Annotated in this window: 12 protein-coding genes; 10 read left to right on the top strand and 2 right to left on the bottom strand. The window is 32.7% G+C overall.

What is annotated here, in order from left to right:
- Positions 1 to 9: 9 nt before the first annotated feature.
- Entirely contained in the window at positions 10 to 2286 is a 2277-nt protein-coding gene (locus tag BM024_RS03015; protein WP_090677974.1) for a TonB-dependent receptor, read from the bottom strand.
- 99 nt (positions 2287 to 2385) lie between these two features.
- Here BM024_RS03015 and BM024_RS03010 point away from each other — a divergent pair, with 99 nt between their 5' ends.
- Together BM024_RS03010 and bla are read left to right on the top strand one after the other, a co-directional pair.
- Positions 2386 to 3039, top strand: coding sequence for a metal-dependent transcriptional regulator (locus BM024_RS03010; RefSeq protein ID WP_090678093.1), 654 nt, complete (start codon positions 2386 to 2388; stop codon positions 3037 to 3039).
- An 839-nt stretch (positions 3040 to 3878) separates the two neighbouring features.
- On the top strand, positions 3879 to 4640 hold the full coding sequence (gene bla / locus BM024_RS03005; RefSeq protein WP_090678092.1) for a subclass B1 metallo-beta-lactamase: 762 nt from the start codon (positions 3879 to 3881) through the stop codon (positions 4638 to 4640).
- An 81-nt stretch (positions 4641 to 4721) separates the two neighbouring features.
- Here the strand turns inward: bla and BM024_RS03000 are convergent, their stop codons facing one another.
- Positions 4722 to 6590: a monovalent cation:proton antiporter-2 (CPA2) family protein gene (locus tag BM024_RS03000; protein WP_090677973.1), complete on the bottom strand. Its 1869-nt coding sequence runs from the start codon at positions 6588 to 6590 to the stop codon at positions 4722 to 4724.
- A gap of 297 nt (positions 6591 to 6887) precedes the next feature.
- On the opposite strand from BM024_RS03000, the gene dinB reads away from it, so the two are divergent.
- From dinB to BM024_RS02960, 8 genes are all read left to right on the top strand, one after another.
- Positions 6888 to 7958: a DNA polymerase IV gene (gene dinB / locus BM024_RS02995; protein ID WP_090677972.1), complete on the top strand. Its 1071-nt coding sequence runs from the start codon at positions 6888 to 6890 to the stop codon at positions 7956 to 7958.
- A gap of 54 nt (positions 7959 to 8012) precedes the next feature.
- Entirely contained in the window at positions 8013 to 8909 is an 897-nt protein-coding gene (locus BM024_RS02990; RefSeq protein ID WP_090677971.1) for a S66 peptidase family protein, read from the top strand.
- Positions 8910 to 9269 (top strand): YraN family protein, encoded by a 360-nt coding sequence (locus tag BM024_RS02985; RefSeq protein WP_090677970.1) that lies wholly within the window; start codon positions 8910 to 8912, stop codon positions 9267 to 9269. It begins immediately after the preceding gene.
- A 2072-nt stretch (positions 9270 to 11341) separates the two neighbouring features.
- Positions 11342 to 13735 (top strand): TonB-dependent receptor, encoded by a 2394-nt coding sequence (locus BM024_RS02980; protein WP_090677969.1) that lies wholly within the window; start codon positions 11342 to 11344, stop codon positions 13733 to 13735.
- 73 nt (positions 13736 to 13808) lie between these two features.
- Positions 13809 to 14969, top strand: coding sequence for a PepSY-associated TM helix domain-containing protein (locus tag BM024_RS02975; protein WP_090677968.1), 1161 nt, complete (start codon positions 13809 to 13811; stop codon positions 14967 to 14969).
- Positions 14970 to 15048: 79 nt separating this feature from the next.
- Positions 15049 to 15459: a BrxA/BrxB family bacilliredoxin gene (locus BM024_RS02970; protein ID WP_090677967.1), complete on the top strand. Its 411-nt coding sequence runs from the start codon at positions 15049 to 15051 to the stop codon at positions 15457 to 15459.
- A 71-nt stretch (positions 15460 to 15530) separates the two neighbouring features.
- Entirely contained in the window at positions 15531 to 16262 is a 732-nt protein-coding gene (locus BM024_RS02965; RefSeq protein WP_090677966.1) for a lysophospholipid acyltransferase family protein, read from the top strand.
- Between the two features lie 80 nt (positions 16263 to 16342).
- On the top strand, positions 16343 to 17335 hold the full coding sequence (locus BM024_RS02960; RefSeq protein ID WP_090677965.1) for an acyl-ACP desaturase: 993 nt from the start codon (positions 16343 to 16345) through the stop codon (positions 17333 to 17335).
- The last annotated feature ends 8 nt before the right edge of the window (positions 17336 to 17343 follow it).

Below are 17343 nucleotides of genomic sequence, written 5' to 3'. Positions count from 1 at the left end.
TGGAGATAATTATCTTAAAGCATAGCGGATTCCTAGAAAAACTCGCGAACCTTGCATTGGAGTGTAGCTGTAGTCATTGGGTTCAAAAATTACATCTGTTCTACCTTCTGGAGGTGTTATTCCGTTTCCTGGTTCTCCGAATGGATCCCACCAACGTGCTATTGCATCTGACTTTGGAAGTATATTAAAAATATTTTTGACCCCCCCATATACTTCTATACCATTGACAAAGGTCTTTGTTAGTTGTACGTTTGCTAAGAATATTGTTGGGGAGTATTCATTTCTGTAATCATTATCTACTCTCGGTAATCGCATTGGGCCTTTCCAATCTACTGTAAAGTCAGAATTCCATCCATTTTTAAAATGATAGCTAGCTAAGAAGGTACCTGACCATTTTGGCGCATGATATAAGGTTTTTCTGATATTTTCTTCTTGGCGATATACGTCCATGTAGCTTCCTCCAATTAATAGGCGTAAGGGGATGTCAAATTTAGCTTCTAAATTTATAGATATACCTTTAGAAACTGCATAACCGTCTAGGTTATTGTATACTATTTTTGTTTGGTCAGTATCTGTATCAGCATCAATTTTATTAGTAAAATAAGTGTAGAATCCGGTTATGTCAAAATTAAGCATCCCGAAAGAGAAGGGGGTAGTAAAAACATAATTTAGATTTGCATTGTAAGATTCTTCGGGTTTTAAATCTGAATTGATAATAACTTCTCTCGCACCGGTTAAGGCTCTGTGGTCTTCTGTAAAGACATTAACTACTCGAAAACCTGTCCCCATACTTAATCGGACTGTATTTTGAGGGTTTGGCATATATTTATATGCTAATCTAGGTGAGTGTATGAACTGATGTGTTTTGTCATAATCTAATCGGTAACCTAGTAATATTGTGTGATTTTTGTGTATTTCCCATTGGTCTTGAATAAATATTCCTATTATGGGTTTCTTCATTGGTTTATTTTTGACAATTCCATTTTCATCATATATCCCCGTGCCTCGAGTGTCATCATCGTAGTAGGTGTATTTAAATGAAGTTCCTAATAATAAACTATGGTTTTTATATTGAGAATCCCAATAAGCTTGTCCAAAAACAACTTGTTGATTAGCTTGGTATGATTCAGTTCCATAGAAAGAGTTTTGATTATGCCAATTATACGAGAATTGGGTCATTATCTTTTGAGAAATTGGTAGTTGATATTGACCTATTACTTCTACTCTATTAGTAAAAATGCTTTCAGCATATATTTCATCACTTCCTCGGTGTTCTTTTCTATCCCAATTTGTTTGTCCTCCCCAACGATCTTCATACAGATAACGCATTGCTAAATTTACAATTCTGTTTTGTTTTCTTTCAAAGTCCCATTTATTAAAAATAGAGATTCTGTTTTGTTGTGTAACATCTGTAAAGCCATCCTCGTTTTTGTCGTAGCGTTCTCCAAACTTGAAGTAGTTAATACCTAGAAGGCTTTGAGTTTTTTCTCCAGCATTAAATTTGGTTGTAAGGTCTAGATTGTGTTCTAGCCAAGAGGTTGAAAAAAGGTCCATACTGAATATAGGAGAAGTATCTGTTTTTTTTGTAATGATATTGATAATTCCTCCCATGGCTTCTGTACCATACAATGATGAGGCAGGTCCTTTAACAATTTCTACTCGTTCTATCATTGACATAGGAATTCCACTCATTCCATAGACAGAGGCAAGAGATGATATAATAGGCATTCCGTCAATGAGTATCATTGTATATGCGCCTTCCATTCCGTTGATATGGATATCTCCGGTATTGCAAACATTACAATTGAGTTGAGGTTGGACACCGTTAACTAGTTGAAGACCTTCGAATAGATTTGCAGATGGATTTTTTTGAAAAAACTTTTGTGTGTATATCTCTATAGGTATAGCAGAGTCAGATTTTAGTATTGGTTTTAGACTCGTTGAAATTACAATTTCATCCATGTTGTCGTCTTCTTGTAGTTGAAAATTTAAGTTTGAACTATTGATTTCTGTAAGTATTATTTTATGGAATTTTGCTTTGTAGCCTACATATTCGACTTTAATTATAATTGAATCGGTTTCAGGTTGGACTGTGTTCAAAGAGAGTTCATAAAAACCATTTTCATCTGTTAGGACTCCAATGTTAGTTTTCTCTACTGATATAGATGCGAATGGTAGAGGTTTTTCGTTCGAATACACATTGCCTTTTATTTGTTGTGCGACTCCGAAAGACGGAAACAAAAATAGACAGTAAGATAGGATAAGATAAATGTTTAGTTTGTTCATGTAATAATGTTTAGTCCTGTCTAAATATAAATGTATTGCAAACCTAAACATTATTTAGTTAATAAAAAAGAGTGTAACTTTGTATTTCAAATTTTGCTTATGCTTACTTATTCAGAAGAAAACTATCTCAAGACTATATATCATCTTTCCTTAAATAATAAGAAAGGGGTTAGTACTAATGCAATTGCTTCACGTATTGAAACTAAAGCCTCTTCGGTGACAGATATGATTAAAAAGTTGGATGATAAAGATTTAGTAGAGTATCAAAAATATCAAGGTGTTCGTTTAACAGCTTCAGGTATGATGGCAGCCAAAATGATTGTTAGAAAGCATCGTCTTTGGGAGGTTTTCTTAGTTGAAAAGCTTGGTTTTAATTGGGACGAGGTTCATGAAGTAGCTGAAGAGTTAGAGCATATTAAATCGGAGCAATTGGTGAATAAGCTAGATGCTTTTCTAGGTTTTCCTACAGAAGATCCTCACGGTGACCCAATTCCAAATTCAAAAGGTGAGATAATATCAGTAGAGAAAAAGTTGTTGTCAGAAATTGAAATTGGTACTGCTTGCGTATGTGTAGGAGTAAAAGATTCCTCAAGTGAGTTCCTTCAATATTTAGATAAGCAGAAGATTGCTTTAGGTAGTGACATAAAAATATTAAATATAGAACCTTTTGACCAATCATATACATTGGAGATTGACCAAAGGGAATTGACTATTACCAAGAAGATTGCAAGTAATTTGTATGTAAAATCTTGATTACTTTAATTTCGTTGAAAAATTGTTTTTACTTCTTTTATTGTCACTAGTACTATAATATCTTTTAATTTTTTAGGATTTATTTTCAGCGGGTTTTCATTGATGATAGTTAAGTCTGCAAATTTCCCGGCTTTTATAGACCTTTTTATCTTCTCCTCTTGTTATTGATATGTGGCTTTGACAGATATTGCTTTCAGAGCTTTAAGTGGAGATGTTTGTCGTCTTCACCAAGTATTCTTTCCATTTTTGTTTTTCTGTTTACAGCTACATATATAGTAGTCATTAGGTATGATGGGGTAGAAGGAGTATTGTGATGAATAGTAAATGGTATTTCTGCTTTGAGTACTGAATTTGCGGGACCTATAAAATCAGTAGGGACAGGACCGAAAACATTTTTGTTATGCCAATCTCTCTATAAATATGTATGAGTGGAAAACTTTAAGGAATTACACCTAAGTTTTTGATTTCATGATGCTGAGATCGTCAGATCTTCTTTTTAGTTTGTTTATACTTAATGGAAGTATGCTAGACCAAACCATAACGGATTTTAAAGTATTCTAGTATAAAATATTTGAGAGAATACTTTTACGCTTAATAAGATTTCTCGGATTAAGTTACATCTTTTTTACTCAAAAAAGATGTAACTTAATCTTATGAAAAAGACATTTAAAATAGTGTAAAATTCAGTTTTTAAGATATTTTATTCTTCAAGCGGGATTATAATATGATTATTTATCAAATCTTTTAGAACTTTAAGAGAATTATAGGCTCGGTATATTTTGATTGTCAAATAAAGCGTACTAAATTTGGAAGACAAATAATTCGAAATGAAATATTCTATGAAAAATGTCTTCCACTCTATTTCAATGTTGTTGCTTTTCATACTGTTAGTAGGGTGTAATTCTCAGAGATCAAGTATTGTAACTCCAATTGTTGTTTATAAATCTCAGGATTTAATAATTACAGAATTATCGAAAAACACTTTCTTACATACGTCTTTTTTAAAAACTAATGATTTTGGTCTTGTTCCATGTAATGGAATGATTGTAAAGAATAACGATGAGGTTGTTATTTTTGATACAACTACTGATAATAAATCTTCTCAAGAATTAATTAGCTGGATTAGATTTACTTTGGGCTGTACGGTTAAAGCTGTGATAACTACTCATTTTCATGAGGATAATTTAGGAGGGCTCTCCGCGTTTAAGCATCATAATATTCCTTCGTATGCTAATTCTAAAACTATTGAATTGGCTAAAAAACATGGTTATTCTGTCCCTACCAATGCTTTTGATAATGCACTGACTTTAAATGTTGGTGACAAGGTTGTAGTGGCGAAATATTTTGGTCCTGGACATACAGAGGATAATATTGTAGGCTACTTTCCAAGCGAGGATATTCTTTTTGGTGGATGTTTAATAAAAGAATTAAATGCTGACAAAGGTTATTTAGGGGATGCAAATGTTGTAGAATGGTCTAAAACTGTAGAAAGAATTAAGCATGAGTTTCCGAGTGTGAATTTAGTTATTCCAGGTCATGGGACGCCAGGCACTTCTGAACTCCTTGATTATACTATAGAATTGTTTAAACATGGAAAGTAATAACTTAAATGTTTTGATTAGAAAATAAAAAAAGGTCTGTAATTAACTTTATTACAGACCTTTTTTAGTTATAAAAATATATTAGTAAGATTCTTTATCATTGCTTTTGTCCTTTTCCTTTCGTTCTTTGAGATTTCTTTTTAACATTTCACTTTGTTCTTGAAATTCCATTCGTGATAGATTGAAATAGTCTTCTAAATTATGCGTGTGTTGAGATAGTTTTCTTAATGACTCTCTATCACTTTTTATAAATAATTCACTTTGTACACTAGCTTCTTCATGAGTAAAGCCTACTTTTTCTAACATCACACCGCCGACATACACTGCCGAAAAAAATGCTTCCCTATACACCTCAGTCAAACCATCTCTTAGGTATTCGTATGCGTAGTGTCTGTTTTTTGCTCTAACAATAATTTCGGTTTTAGGAAAGTGCTTCCTCATGATTGCGACCAATTGCTGGTTTAGTTCAGGAGGATCCATAGCCGCAATAATATAATCTGCATCGTCTGCATCGACGGATTTTAGTATGTTTATTTGTGTGGCATCTCCATAATAGACATTAAATCCCAGTTTCCTGAGGTTTTCTACTCGAATGGGGTCATTATCTAGAATTAATGTTGGTACTCCATTAGCTTGTAAAAGTCTTCCAATAGTGTTTCCGAAGTCACCAAATCCTGCAATAATTATTTTCTTTCTTGCAGTGATTGATGAATCAGATAAATCATCATAAGGTTTATCGGGAATAGAATTGGTGGTTAGTCCTAGGTATGGAGAAATCCATTTTTCATTTAATAGTAATAGAATAGGTGTAATTACCATTGATAGGGCAGTAGTTGCTAAGAGTAAGTCGTACCATTCTTGATTGATTATCTTTATGTTTTTACTCAATGCTAGTATTACGAATGCAAATTCCCCTATTTGTGAAAGTAATATTGCAAAAAGAAAGTTTTGATCTCGACTAAACTTTTTTAATTTACCAATTATGAATAAGACAGACGCTTTAATGAACATAAAGCCGAATACTAATCCTGCAATTTTAAGGGGTTGACCAATGATGATACCAAAATTAATAGTAGATCCAACTGCTACAAAAAAAACACCTAATAAGAGAGCTTTAAATGGTTCAATATCACTTTCTAATTGATGTTTAAAAGGATTGTTTGCCAATACAACACCTCCTATAAATGCCCCTAGTGCAGGGCTTAGTCCTACAAATTGCATTAAAAGTGATACTCCGATAACAAGCATAAGCGCTGAAGCTGTAAAAATCTCTCTTACTTGCAACCTTCCTATTGACTTGAATAGTGGGTTAACAATGAAGTTTCCACAGAAATATATGAGTCCTATTGCACCAATTATAACTAATGTCTTAGTAAAAACTGGAGATCCATCAAGTATCGTTTGATGACCTGTTGTTGTCTCAATTTTATTAGTAGCTGCTAATAATGGTATAATAGCTAAAATTGGAATTACCATTATATCTTGAAATAGCAAAACTGAAAAACTTGATTTTCCTGCACTTGTTTTAGTTAGCCCTCTTTCTGATATTGTTTGTAGTATAATAGCTGTTGAAGACATCGTTACAATAAAACCTATTGTAAGCGAGGTCGCAAAGCTTAAATCTAGAATAAAGAGTGCAACAATTGTTGTTATAAAGGTTGTACCTAAGATTTGTAACCCTCCTAATCCAATTATCTGGCTTTTCATTTTCCAAAACTCTCTGGGGTCTAATTCTAATCCCACTAGGAAAAGCATCATTACGACTCCAAATTCAGTAGCATGCATAATGTCTGCTCCGTCTTTTCCTACAAACCCTAGAACGAAAGGGCCAATTAAAATTCCAGCCAACAGATATCCTAATACGGATCCCATTCCAAGTTTCTTAGAAATGGGTACACAGATGACTGCTGAGAATAAGAATACAAATGCTTGAAGTAAGAAATCACTCATAATCGAAAATTATTAAAAGGGAATTTGAATCCAAAATATTGATTATAAATTATTTTCCATAGTAATAAAACAAATAATCTTTCCGGCAGGAAAAATTTACTTGAGTATGAAAAAATCTCCTGAATGTATATGTGGAAATCCATATTCTAGATGCGGCTTGTAAATACAAAGTTAAAAAGAATTGTTATTACAGTAACGTTTTAATTGAGGGTAAATTAGTATGTTTTATATTATTACTAAATCAATGAAATGATGGTAGTTTGACATATTTGTTACTTTTGTAATGTAACTAACCTTATGAGCCGTAAAATTATTCATATAGACATGGATGCATTCTATGCATCGGTAGAACAATTGGATTTTCCCGAATTAAGAGGGAAACCAATTGCTGTGGGTGGAAGTGAGTTAAGGGGTGTTGTTGCGGCAGCTAGTTACGAGGCGAGAAAGTATGGGGTTAGGAGTGCTATAAGTGGAGTTTTGGCGAAGAAGAGATGTCCTGAGTTGATTTTCATGCCTCCTCGGTTTGCTAGATATAAAGAAATATCAAGTCAAATTAGAAGTATATTTTTAGAATATACGGATTTAGTCGAACCATTATCGTTGGATGAAGCATTTTTAGATGTCACTGAAAACAAAAAGAATATGTTAAGTGCTACGTTGATAGCAAAAGAAATTCGTACTAAGATTTTTGAAACAACTGGTCTAACCGCTTCCGCGGGTATTTCAATTAATAAATTTTTAGCAAAAATTGCGAGTGATTATAATAAACCTAATGGTCAAAAAACTATTAATCCTGAAGAGGTAATTCCGTTTTTAGAAAATTTGGAAGTTAAGAGATTCTTCGGTGTAGGTAAAGTTACTGCAGATAAAATGTATAAGCTTGGAATCTTTACAGGAGGGGATTTAAAGGGGAAGACTGAAGAGTTCTTAGAGGCTCATTTTGGTAAATCAGGAAAACATTATTATCAGATAGTTAGAGGAATACACCTATCAGCCGTGAGACCTGATAGGAAGATAAAGTCAATTAGTACGGAACGGACATTTGAAGAAAATCTTTCTTCAGAAATTTTCATAATAGATAGATTGGAGAGCATTACTGGGGATTTAGAACGAAGACTTCAGAAACAGGACTTATCAGGAAAAACAATAACATTGAAAATTAAGTATTCTGACTTCTCGCAGCAAACGCGAAGTGTTACTCTGCCTTATTTTGTGTCACATAAGAGTATTTTATTAGAGAATACTAAGGCATTGCTTTTCCAAGAAAGATTAAAAGATTCCGTTAGACTTATTGGAGTGTCCGTTTCTAATTTAAATGATAAAGAGCATAAAAAGGTTGTTGGAGTGCAATTGCGTTTTGATTTTTAAGCTGGAGGATCTTTCAATATGTTTTAAATTTATAAGTTTGTAAAAATTCGAATTATGATACAACCTCCATTTTTAAAAATAGGAGATACAGTTGCAATAGTATGTACTGCTAGAAAGTTTAGTTTTGAAGAAGCAAAATCGGCTGCTTCCTTAATGGAAAGTTGGGGACTAAAAGTAATTTATGGAAAGACAATAGGTGAAGATAATCATCAGCTAGGTGGTAGTGATGAATTAAGGGCAGAGGATTTCAATGCTATGTTAGAGAACCGAGATGTTAAGGCAATTTGGTGCGCACGTGGTGGTTATGGTTCAGTCCGTATAGTAGATGTAATAGATTTCGAACTTCTAAAGACAAATCCAAAATGGATAATAGGTTTTAGTGATGTAACAGTTTTTCACAGTCAGATTCATAATGAAGGGGTTCAAAGTATTCATGGAATCATGGCATTTAGTGTCCCGAAGGCAACCGATAAGAGCAAAGACTCTCTAAGAGATGCTTTGTTTGGAGAGTCAATTTGTTATGAGCTAAGTCCAAATTGTAATAATCTATTAGGTATTTCAAAAGGGATTCTAGTTGGTGGGAATTTGTCTATTCTTTACAGTTTATTAGGTTCGAGGTCTTCATTAAATACTAGCGATAAGATATTGTTTATAGAGGATCTAGATGAATATTTGTATCACATTGATAGAATGATGTATAATTTGAAAAGGAATGGTTACTTCAAAGAATTGGGAGGGATGATTGTTGGAGGGATGACTGATATGCATGATAATAGTATTCCTTTTGGACAAAATGCAGTCGAAATTATTACTGCAATAAGTGAGGAATACGGTTTTCCTATTATTTTTGATTTTCCTGCTGGACACGGAATAGACAATTGGGCCTTAAGGTTCGGGTCTGTTGTGCAGCTTGATGTGAATAAGAATTCTGTTAAAATTAAATGGAGTTAAATGGCTGCCCATAACGATTTAGGTAAAGAGGGGGAGTTAAAAGCTGTAGAATATTTAATAGACAAGGGGTATAGTATACTTGATGTCAATTGGCGTGGACGTTTCGGAGAGTTAGATATAGTTGCACTTTTTAATTCTAGGTTGGTTATTGTTGAAGTAAAAACAAGAACCTCTTTAGAATATGGAGAACCAGAATTATTTGTGGATAGGAGAAAAATAAGAAAGATAGTTAAAGCGACAAACGAATACATTTGTTTTAAAAATCGAAGAGAAGAGGTTCGTTTTGATATTGTAGGAGTTTATAAAAACTTGAATTTATGGGAGTTAAACCATATTGAGGACGCCTTTTATTACTTTTAATTTCTTTAGTTAATTCAGACTAGAAAAGATAATGAATAGGAGTTTTTAGGGTGTTATTATTGAAAATAAAATATTTATTAAAAATATTATACCTTATAAAGCCACGGAATATACGGGTTCTAACATAAATTAATCATATTATTAAAAAATAAATAGAAAAACATTTTTGTAACAAAGTATTTTGATTATATTTGTGGAGTAGAAAGAAGATAATTAAGAGGGGAATTCAGATTAACCTGGTTTGAAATTTGAAATCTACTTAATGATTGAGATGTATTACAAAAATACACTTTTGATAAAGGAAATAAAGAAATTGAAGGTGTCTAAACCTTGAAAAAGAATAAGTTCTAGATAATATTCTTTTAATGATCTTTATGTTCTAGCGAAATTCCTAGAGTAATCTTAAATGCTTTTGGAATAATTGAAAATACTTTATTACTACAGAAGTATTTTATTGTGTGATATTTAAAGAAAGTGAAAGTTTAATTTTTAATGACGCATAGATTGTCCATTGTGCTTTCCAAAATAATTTTGAACATAATTTTATCTACGTTACTAATTTGTAGATGATTAAAATGAACAACTACTATTCACTATATTCTTCAGTGTTTTTGGTAGTTGGATGTATATAGCTGTACTTTCCACAGTATATGGTGATTGAAATAATTAAAACTCATTAAGTTTAGTTATTGTCATAAAGATCTATTTTCGAGTTGGTCTCGATTTTATTACAATCTAAAAGAGTAATATTCATAATATAAATATTTGATTAATTCTTGTGATGATTTCCTATAGGACTTGGAATCTTATTAGGTCATTCTAAAATATTAAAGTTATTAAGATGTGTTTTGTAAAGTCATTAATTCTTGATTTTATTATCTATCATATATAATTACACAATCCGCCAATCTGTAAACACCGAGTTCGTTTTAAGTTTTTTTCTTATTACAGTATAAATTCTGGTATTAGGACAGCGAATCCTTTTGCATGTTAATCTCTTCAATCTAATATCAGGGCGGATTTGTAAAAAGGGAATGTAAATAGTTGTTGGTTGTTTTGGGAGTTTTTAATAGTCCTCAATATTTATAACTTCATTTTAAACAATCAACACTTCATTCCTATTTTATGTTTATTTCTTGAATGATTTAATCACTACGCTCTTTGTAGTAATTGAATTCTAAATATTTGAAAAAGAAAATAATAACCAAACCCCAAAAACAAAAAATAATGAATTAAACTTGTTAGAGAGGGGCCCAATTAGTTTTAAATAGTTACCATATCCTCATAAAGATTTTGGGTCTCTCTTTTTCTATAGCCAATGTATTTTTTTGATAAATCATTTGATTTTGAATTTGTTAGTTAATAGTTATTAGACATTTGCTATTGAAACAAGTAGGTGGATACACATTAAAGCGTTGTGTTTAACGGGATGTTAAGCCACGTGCAGTAATTTCTTAATTTACATCCATTGTCAGAATGGTGCTTTTTTTTGGGAGACATTAAGCATTGTTATTGAAAAATGGGTGTGGGTTTAAAAAAGAGATGTTTAAAAACATTTTTTTCATTGACTTTTCGATGAAAGTAATGTCTAATAATTTAAATCGAGGATGCTTGTTAAGAGTTGATCGTCTTATATAGTCCTTGTGAAAAGTCAGCTCAAAGCTGGCTTTTTTTTTAAAATTAACTTGTCTTTTTTTCTAAGTATTAAGATTCATTGTGTTTAAAAAAGAAATATTACAATGCATATTAATAATTTATGTTGTCTATAAAGTGAGCTTAAGAGTTGAATTTGTTTGTTATGTTAGATTTTTATAGACTCTAAGTAGCGAATTAGGAGTAGAGTTGTGTTTTTTATTTAATTACTATTTTAAGATTAAAATCAATAGTTTGTATGTTTTAGATAAAATATGTTGTGTTTATTTATTTAAAACTTAAAAAGACTATTAATGATGTATAAATTGGTTTTATTTTGAATTTTGCTTATTTAAAAAAAGTCTTAATAAAGTTTGTGGTTAATTATCTGCTACTATATATTTGCCTTAATTTTAAATGAGTCTAAATAATACAGCAATATGAAATTATTACAAAGCATCTTATTGACCCTTTTTGTCATCAGCCTAGGTTTCGGACAAACAGGAATTGTTAAGGGAAAAGTAGTTGATGAAAACAATAAGCCTATAGGTTTTGTAACGGTGTATGTGAATGAAACTAATATTGGTGTTCATACTAATGATAAAGGAGAGTATAAACTTCAAAAAATTGGAAATGGCACACATACAATAAATGCTGTTTTAATTGGATATGAGTCTGTATCTAGAATATTGGTAGTTAAAGAAAATGAGACTATCCAGAATTTTACACTAAAGGCTTCTACTAATGAATTAGATGCAATTGAGCTTTATAGTAGAAGTAATAAAAACGAAAAGAAAGTTCAGAACTTAACTCGATTACCATTAAAAATAAAAGACCAAGTTCAGAGTATTTCAATAGTTTCTGATGCTGTTATTAAGGAACAAGGAGCTTTGAGTATTACTGATGCAGCACGTAACGTCGCGGGGGTAACACAGTTTGCTAGTTATGGTGGTGTACGTGAAAGTATGTCAATTCGTGGTTATAGAGGTACACCAGTATTAAGAAACGGGGTTGTGATGGACTCTGATTTTAGAACCGGAGCTGGAGTTGTCGATATGCAAGGTATTGAAAGTATTCAGGTGATTAAAGGATCTGCTGCAATTGGACAAGGGATTGGAAATGGTTTAGGTAGTGCAGGTGGAGTTATCAATATGGTGACTAAAACACCTAATTTCAGAAATCAAACAGAGGTCGCTTTCCGTACAGGAAGCTGGAATCAGATTCGTCCAACAATAGATTTCGAGCAAATATTAGATAAGGCAAAAACAGTTTCTTTTAGATTTAATGGAGCATACGAAAAAGGAGATGGGTTTAGAAAAAATGTAGAGCATGAGAAGTTTTATGTTAATCCATCTTTGGAATGGCGTCCAGATGATAAAACATCTATTATTTTGGAAATGGATTACTTAAATAGTGATGCTACTCCTGATAATGGTACAGTTAATTTAGGTCCTGATAGTCAAAATGGATTGTATAAAATGCCTAAGGATAATTTTTTAGGGTTTAAAGAGAATAATTATAATGTTAAAGCCATGACTTATACTGCACGTGTTCAAAGACAGTTGACAGATAAGTTGAGTTTGAACGTAACATCAGTAACTTCAAATGCAGAATCAGAAACATTAGGCTTAGGTTTAAGTATATTTAAAAATACACCTGAGTTAAGGGCTCGGAATGTTTCTAAAAGTTATAGAGATGATAAGAATTCTTTGTTTCAGATTGATTTAGTAGGAAGAGATATTCAAACAGGTTTTTTAAAGCATACTTTTCAAATTGGATTTGATTATCGAGAAGGAAGGCTAGGGACAGAAACTTTTAAAACTTTTAAAGATGGTGTTGAAATTGATAAGGGTAAGTACGTTGATGTTGTAGATGTTACGAAACCTATTGATAACGACCTACCTTCTGATGTTCGTTTTGAAGGACAAGGTGAGGTGGTTGAGGTCACTCCAACTATTGGGTTTATGGTGCAGGATTATCTACATTTCTCTGACCAATTAAAATTAATGCTAGGGATCCGTTATAGTAGAATGAATGGTAATATGAAAGAAAATGCAACTATTGATCGTTGGAATCCATTGGTAGGTATCATATTATCACCTACAGAAAATATTAATACATTTGTTTCTTATACAACTACAACAAATTTAAGAACTTCAAGTAATGCCTTGTTTGGTGGTGGTTTTGCAGGTGCTTCAGATACAAAACAATTAGAGTTTGGGTTTAAATCAGATTGGTTGAATGAGCGTTTGGGTGTGAATTTTACTTATTTCTTTATAAATAATTCTGGATTGTCAGCTCAATATTATGAAAATAACTTGCCCTTAGACAAGACATTTATACTTGCAGGGGATTTGAAAAGAAATGGTTTTGAGTTAGATGTGACGGGTAGAATTACGAATAATTTAGAAGTGATGCTGGGATATGCGAATCTTATTGCTAGATATACAGATAGTCCAGCATATGTGGAAGGTTCAGCGCCTATGAATGCTCCAGAGCATACAGCAAATGGATGGTTACATTATCGTTTTTTACAAGGAGCTTTAAAGGGGCTGTCGATAGGAGCTGGAGCTTATTTTGTTGGGGAAAGACCAGTTAATGAGCATCAGATGGTATCAGATGGACACGGTACTGAGCCAGGTGTGAAACCGTTTGATATGCCGGATTATACTACTGTTAATGCACAGATTGGTTATGCGTATAAAGGAGCTTCTCTTCGCGTTTTCTTCAATAATATTTTTGATAAAACAGGATATACTTCTTATTATAGAGGAGGATATATCAATGAAACAGACCCTAGAAATGTTGCAGTACAATTGTCATACAAGTTTTAAATATAGTTAGTTTTTACATTGCTTAAATACACGGTTTTCTGAGCCGTGTATTGTGCTTTTATAGATTCATACAATGGGGAATAAGAAGAGTTACACGTTTAGAAAGTTCATAAATGATGCGCATTTATGGTTGGGGATTGCAAGTGCTTTAGTGCTTTTTATAGTATGTCTAACAGGTACTATTTATACTTTTAAATCAGAGATTGAAGGATTCATAGAGCCAGACAAGTATTCTTTAAAGGAAGCTATAGTAGAGACTTATGATTTAGATGCGTTAACAGCGTTCGTAGCTCAAGAATCGGGTTTGAAAGTTCAACGTGTTACAGTAGGAAATAATCCTTTAGAACCAGTTCAGTTTTCTGTAGCTGCAAAAGAAAAAGGAAAAAGAGGTGAAACATTGTATGTAGATCCTTATAAGAAAGAAATACTGGGTTCTGGAAAAGGACCTGCGTCAGAATTTTTCATGACTGTATTTAAGTTACATAGATGGTTGTTGTTGGATTCTAGTATTGGTAGACCAATTGTAGGGTGGGCAACTATAATTTTTGTGATACTTTCTATTTCAGGACTTATACTTTGGCTTCCAAAGAAAATAAAAGGATGGAAAAGCTTTAAATCAGGATTCAAAATCAAGTTTAATGCTAAGTGGAAGCGAATTAATCATGATTTACACAATACACTTGGGTTTTATTCTTTGTTTTTGATATTGGTGATGTCTTTTTCAGGGTTATGTTGGTCGTTTGACTGGTATCGTAGTGGGTTGAGTGTAGTATTGGGTACTGAGGTTTTTGATAGATCAGAAACGAAATTAGAATCTGTTGAAGTTGAAGGAGAGGAAACGATAGATATAAAGGAAGCTTTAAATGTGGCAAATGAGATATTGAGTTATGATGCTAGAACGACAACCATATCATTTCCAAAAGAATCTAAAGGTGTAATTGAGGTTCATAAGAACGAATTAAGTCGTTTTAATGAAACTGTTTTTGACAAAGTATTCATTGACCAGTATTCAGGAGATATTATTAAGGTAGAGTATTTTGGTGATAAAACTCTAGGTGAGAAGATAGCTGCACAGATAAAACCTTTACACTTAGGGACTATTTATGGAACGTTTTCTAAAGTGTTGTATTTTATAGTGTGTTTAATAGCAACTAGTTTGCCTATAACTGGAATTTTTATCTGGTTAAATAAAATGAAGAAAAAGCCAAAAAACCGTAATAGTGTCATGGAATAACATTACTTTATGAAAGTGAATTATACATCTTAAACAAAATAACGTAACTTTGCTAAAGAACTTATTATAATTAAATATTATGTATCCAGAAGAAATAGTAAACCCAATGCGTCAAGAGTTAGTTGATGCAGGATTTAAGAATTTATATACCGCAGAAGAAGTAGAATCAGCAGTTAAAGCTACAGGTACTACTTTAGTAGTGGTTAATTCAGTTTGTGGCTGTGCTGCTAGAAATGCAAGACCAGGTGCTGTGATGAGTTTGGTGGGTGGTAAAAAACCAGATCACATTACAACAGTGTTTGCAGGAGTAGATAAGGATGCAGTAAATGCAGCTCGTGAGCTTATGTTCCCGTTTCCACCTTCTTCTCCATCTATGGCATTGTTCAAAGACGGTGAGTTAGTGCATATGTTAGAAAGACATCACATTGAGGGTAATCCAGCCGAAGCAATAGCGGAGAACTTAAAGGATGCTTATAACGAATATTGTTAAATAATTAAACCACCCTTAGGTGGTTTTTTTTTTAGATGTATATTTGCTGATTGGAAACCAAACAACATGCAATGCTAAAGATTATTTCTTATCCAATAAGTGTTCTTTTTTATTTGATTTTTATATTTTTCTTATTGGTTTTTCACCCAATACAATGGCTTTGTTTTAATCTATTTGGTTACCAGGCTCATAAGAAAAGCGTAGATTATCTAAACTTCTTTTTACTAAGATGTACGAATCTTTTAGGGACTACCTATAAGGTTGATTTTGAGGCTGAAATACCTAAAGATCAAGCGGTGATATTTGTTTCAAATCATCAGAGCATGTTTGATGTACCTGATATCATTTGGAATTTAAGACAATGGCATCCTAAGTTTGTTAGTAAGATGGAGTTGGGAAAAGGTATTCCAAGTATTTCTTACAATTTAAAGCATGGTGGTTCCGTTTTGATTGATCGGAAAGATGCGAAGCAAGCGTTATTAGCAATTAAGAGTCTCGGGCAATATATCACAGAATACAATAGGTCGGCTGTGATTTTTCCTGAAGGGACGAGAAGTAGGGATGGAAAACCTAAACGGTTTTCTGAAAATGGATTGAAGATGCTTTGTAAATACGCTCCGAACGCATTAGTAGTCCCAATAACGATCAATAATTCATGGAAGTTAACGAGATATGGAAACTTTCCGATGGGGTTAGGTAGTAAAGTCTCAGTTTTAGTACATGCACCATTAAAAGTAAAAGATTATAGCTTTGAGGAGTTGTTTATGAAAACAGAAGAATCTATTAAAGCATCAGTAAAATAAAAGTATAAATAAGCTACAGGCTGTGCAATCAGGAGACGTTGAGTTCGGAGAAAATTGTTTGTAGGAAAAACATCTAAATTATGTCAATTAAAAATGTTCGTCTTGAAGTTATGAACTTCTTAGAGAAAAATATCGATACTTTCGTAGACAACTATTTGATACCTGTTGAGAAAATATGGCAACCATCTGATTTACTTCCGGATTCGGAAAGTGAAACATTTATGGAAGACGTAAAAGAGTTACGTGAGTATGCAAAAGAACTACCGTACGACTTTTGGGTAGTTTTAGTAGGTGATACTGTAACAGAGGAAGCTCTTCCTACCTATGAATCTTGGTTGATGGACGTTGAAGGGGTAGATCAGAAAGAAGAAGGAAACGGTTGGGGAAAATGGATTCGTCATTGGACAGGGGAGGAGAATAGACATGGAGATTTATTAAATAAATATCTATATCTATCAGGAAGAGTTAATATGCGTGAAGTAGAGATTACTACACACCATTTATTGAATGATGGTTTTGATCCAGGTACAGATCGCGATCCTTATAAAAACTTTGTTTTCACTAGTTTTCAAGAGTTAGCAACTTACATTTCACATAATAGAGTTGCTCAATTGGCTAAAAAATATGGTGATCATAAGTTGTCAAAAATATGTAGATTGATTGCAGGGGATGAAATGCGTCATCACCATGCTTATACAGAGTTTGTGGATAGGATTTTTAAAGTTGATCCTAGTGAAATGTTATTGGCATTTCATTATATGATGAAAAGGAAGATTGTTATGCCTGCAAACCTTATTCGTGAATCAGGGGGTAAAATGGGAGATGCGTTTGAATTGTTTTCTGATTCGGCACAAAGAATAGGGGTTTACACAGCTCATGACTATATTGATATCATGAAGAAGTTGATTGATAAATGGCAAATTGAAAAGCTTAATAACCTTACGGATGAAGCAGAAAAGGCTAGAGATTATCTAATTAAGCTTCCTGATAGAATGACTCGTATTGCTGATAGAATGGTAATTCAATCGGAACCTCATATTTTCAAATGGGTAAGACCAGCGCTTATTAAGTAAGGTTGTTT

The organism is Myroides guanonis (assembly GCF_900114085.1).
GTDB classification, from domain to species: domain Bacteria; phylum Bacteroidota; class Bacteroidia; order Flavobacteriales; family Flavobacteriaceae; genus Flavobacterium; species Flavobacterium guanonis.
The sequence above is the reverse complement of the archived record's forward strand: the minus strand, read 5'-3'. Positions and strand labels throughout refer to the sequence as shown.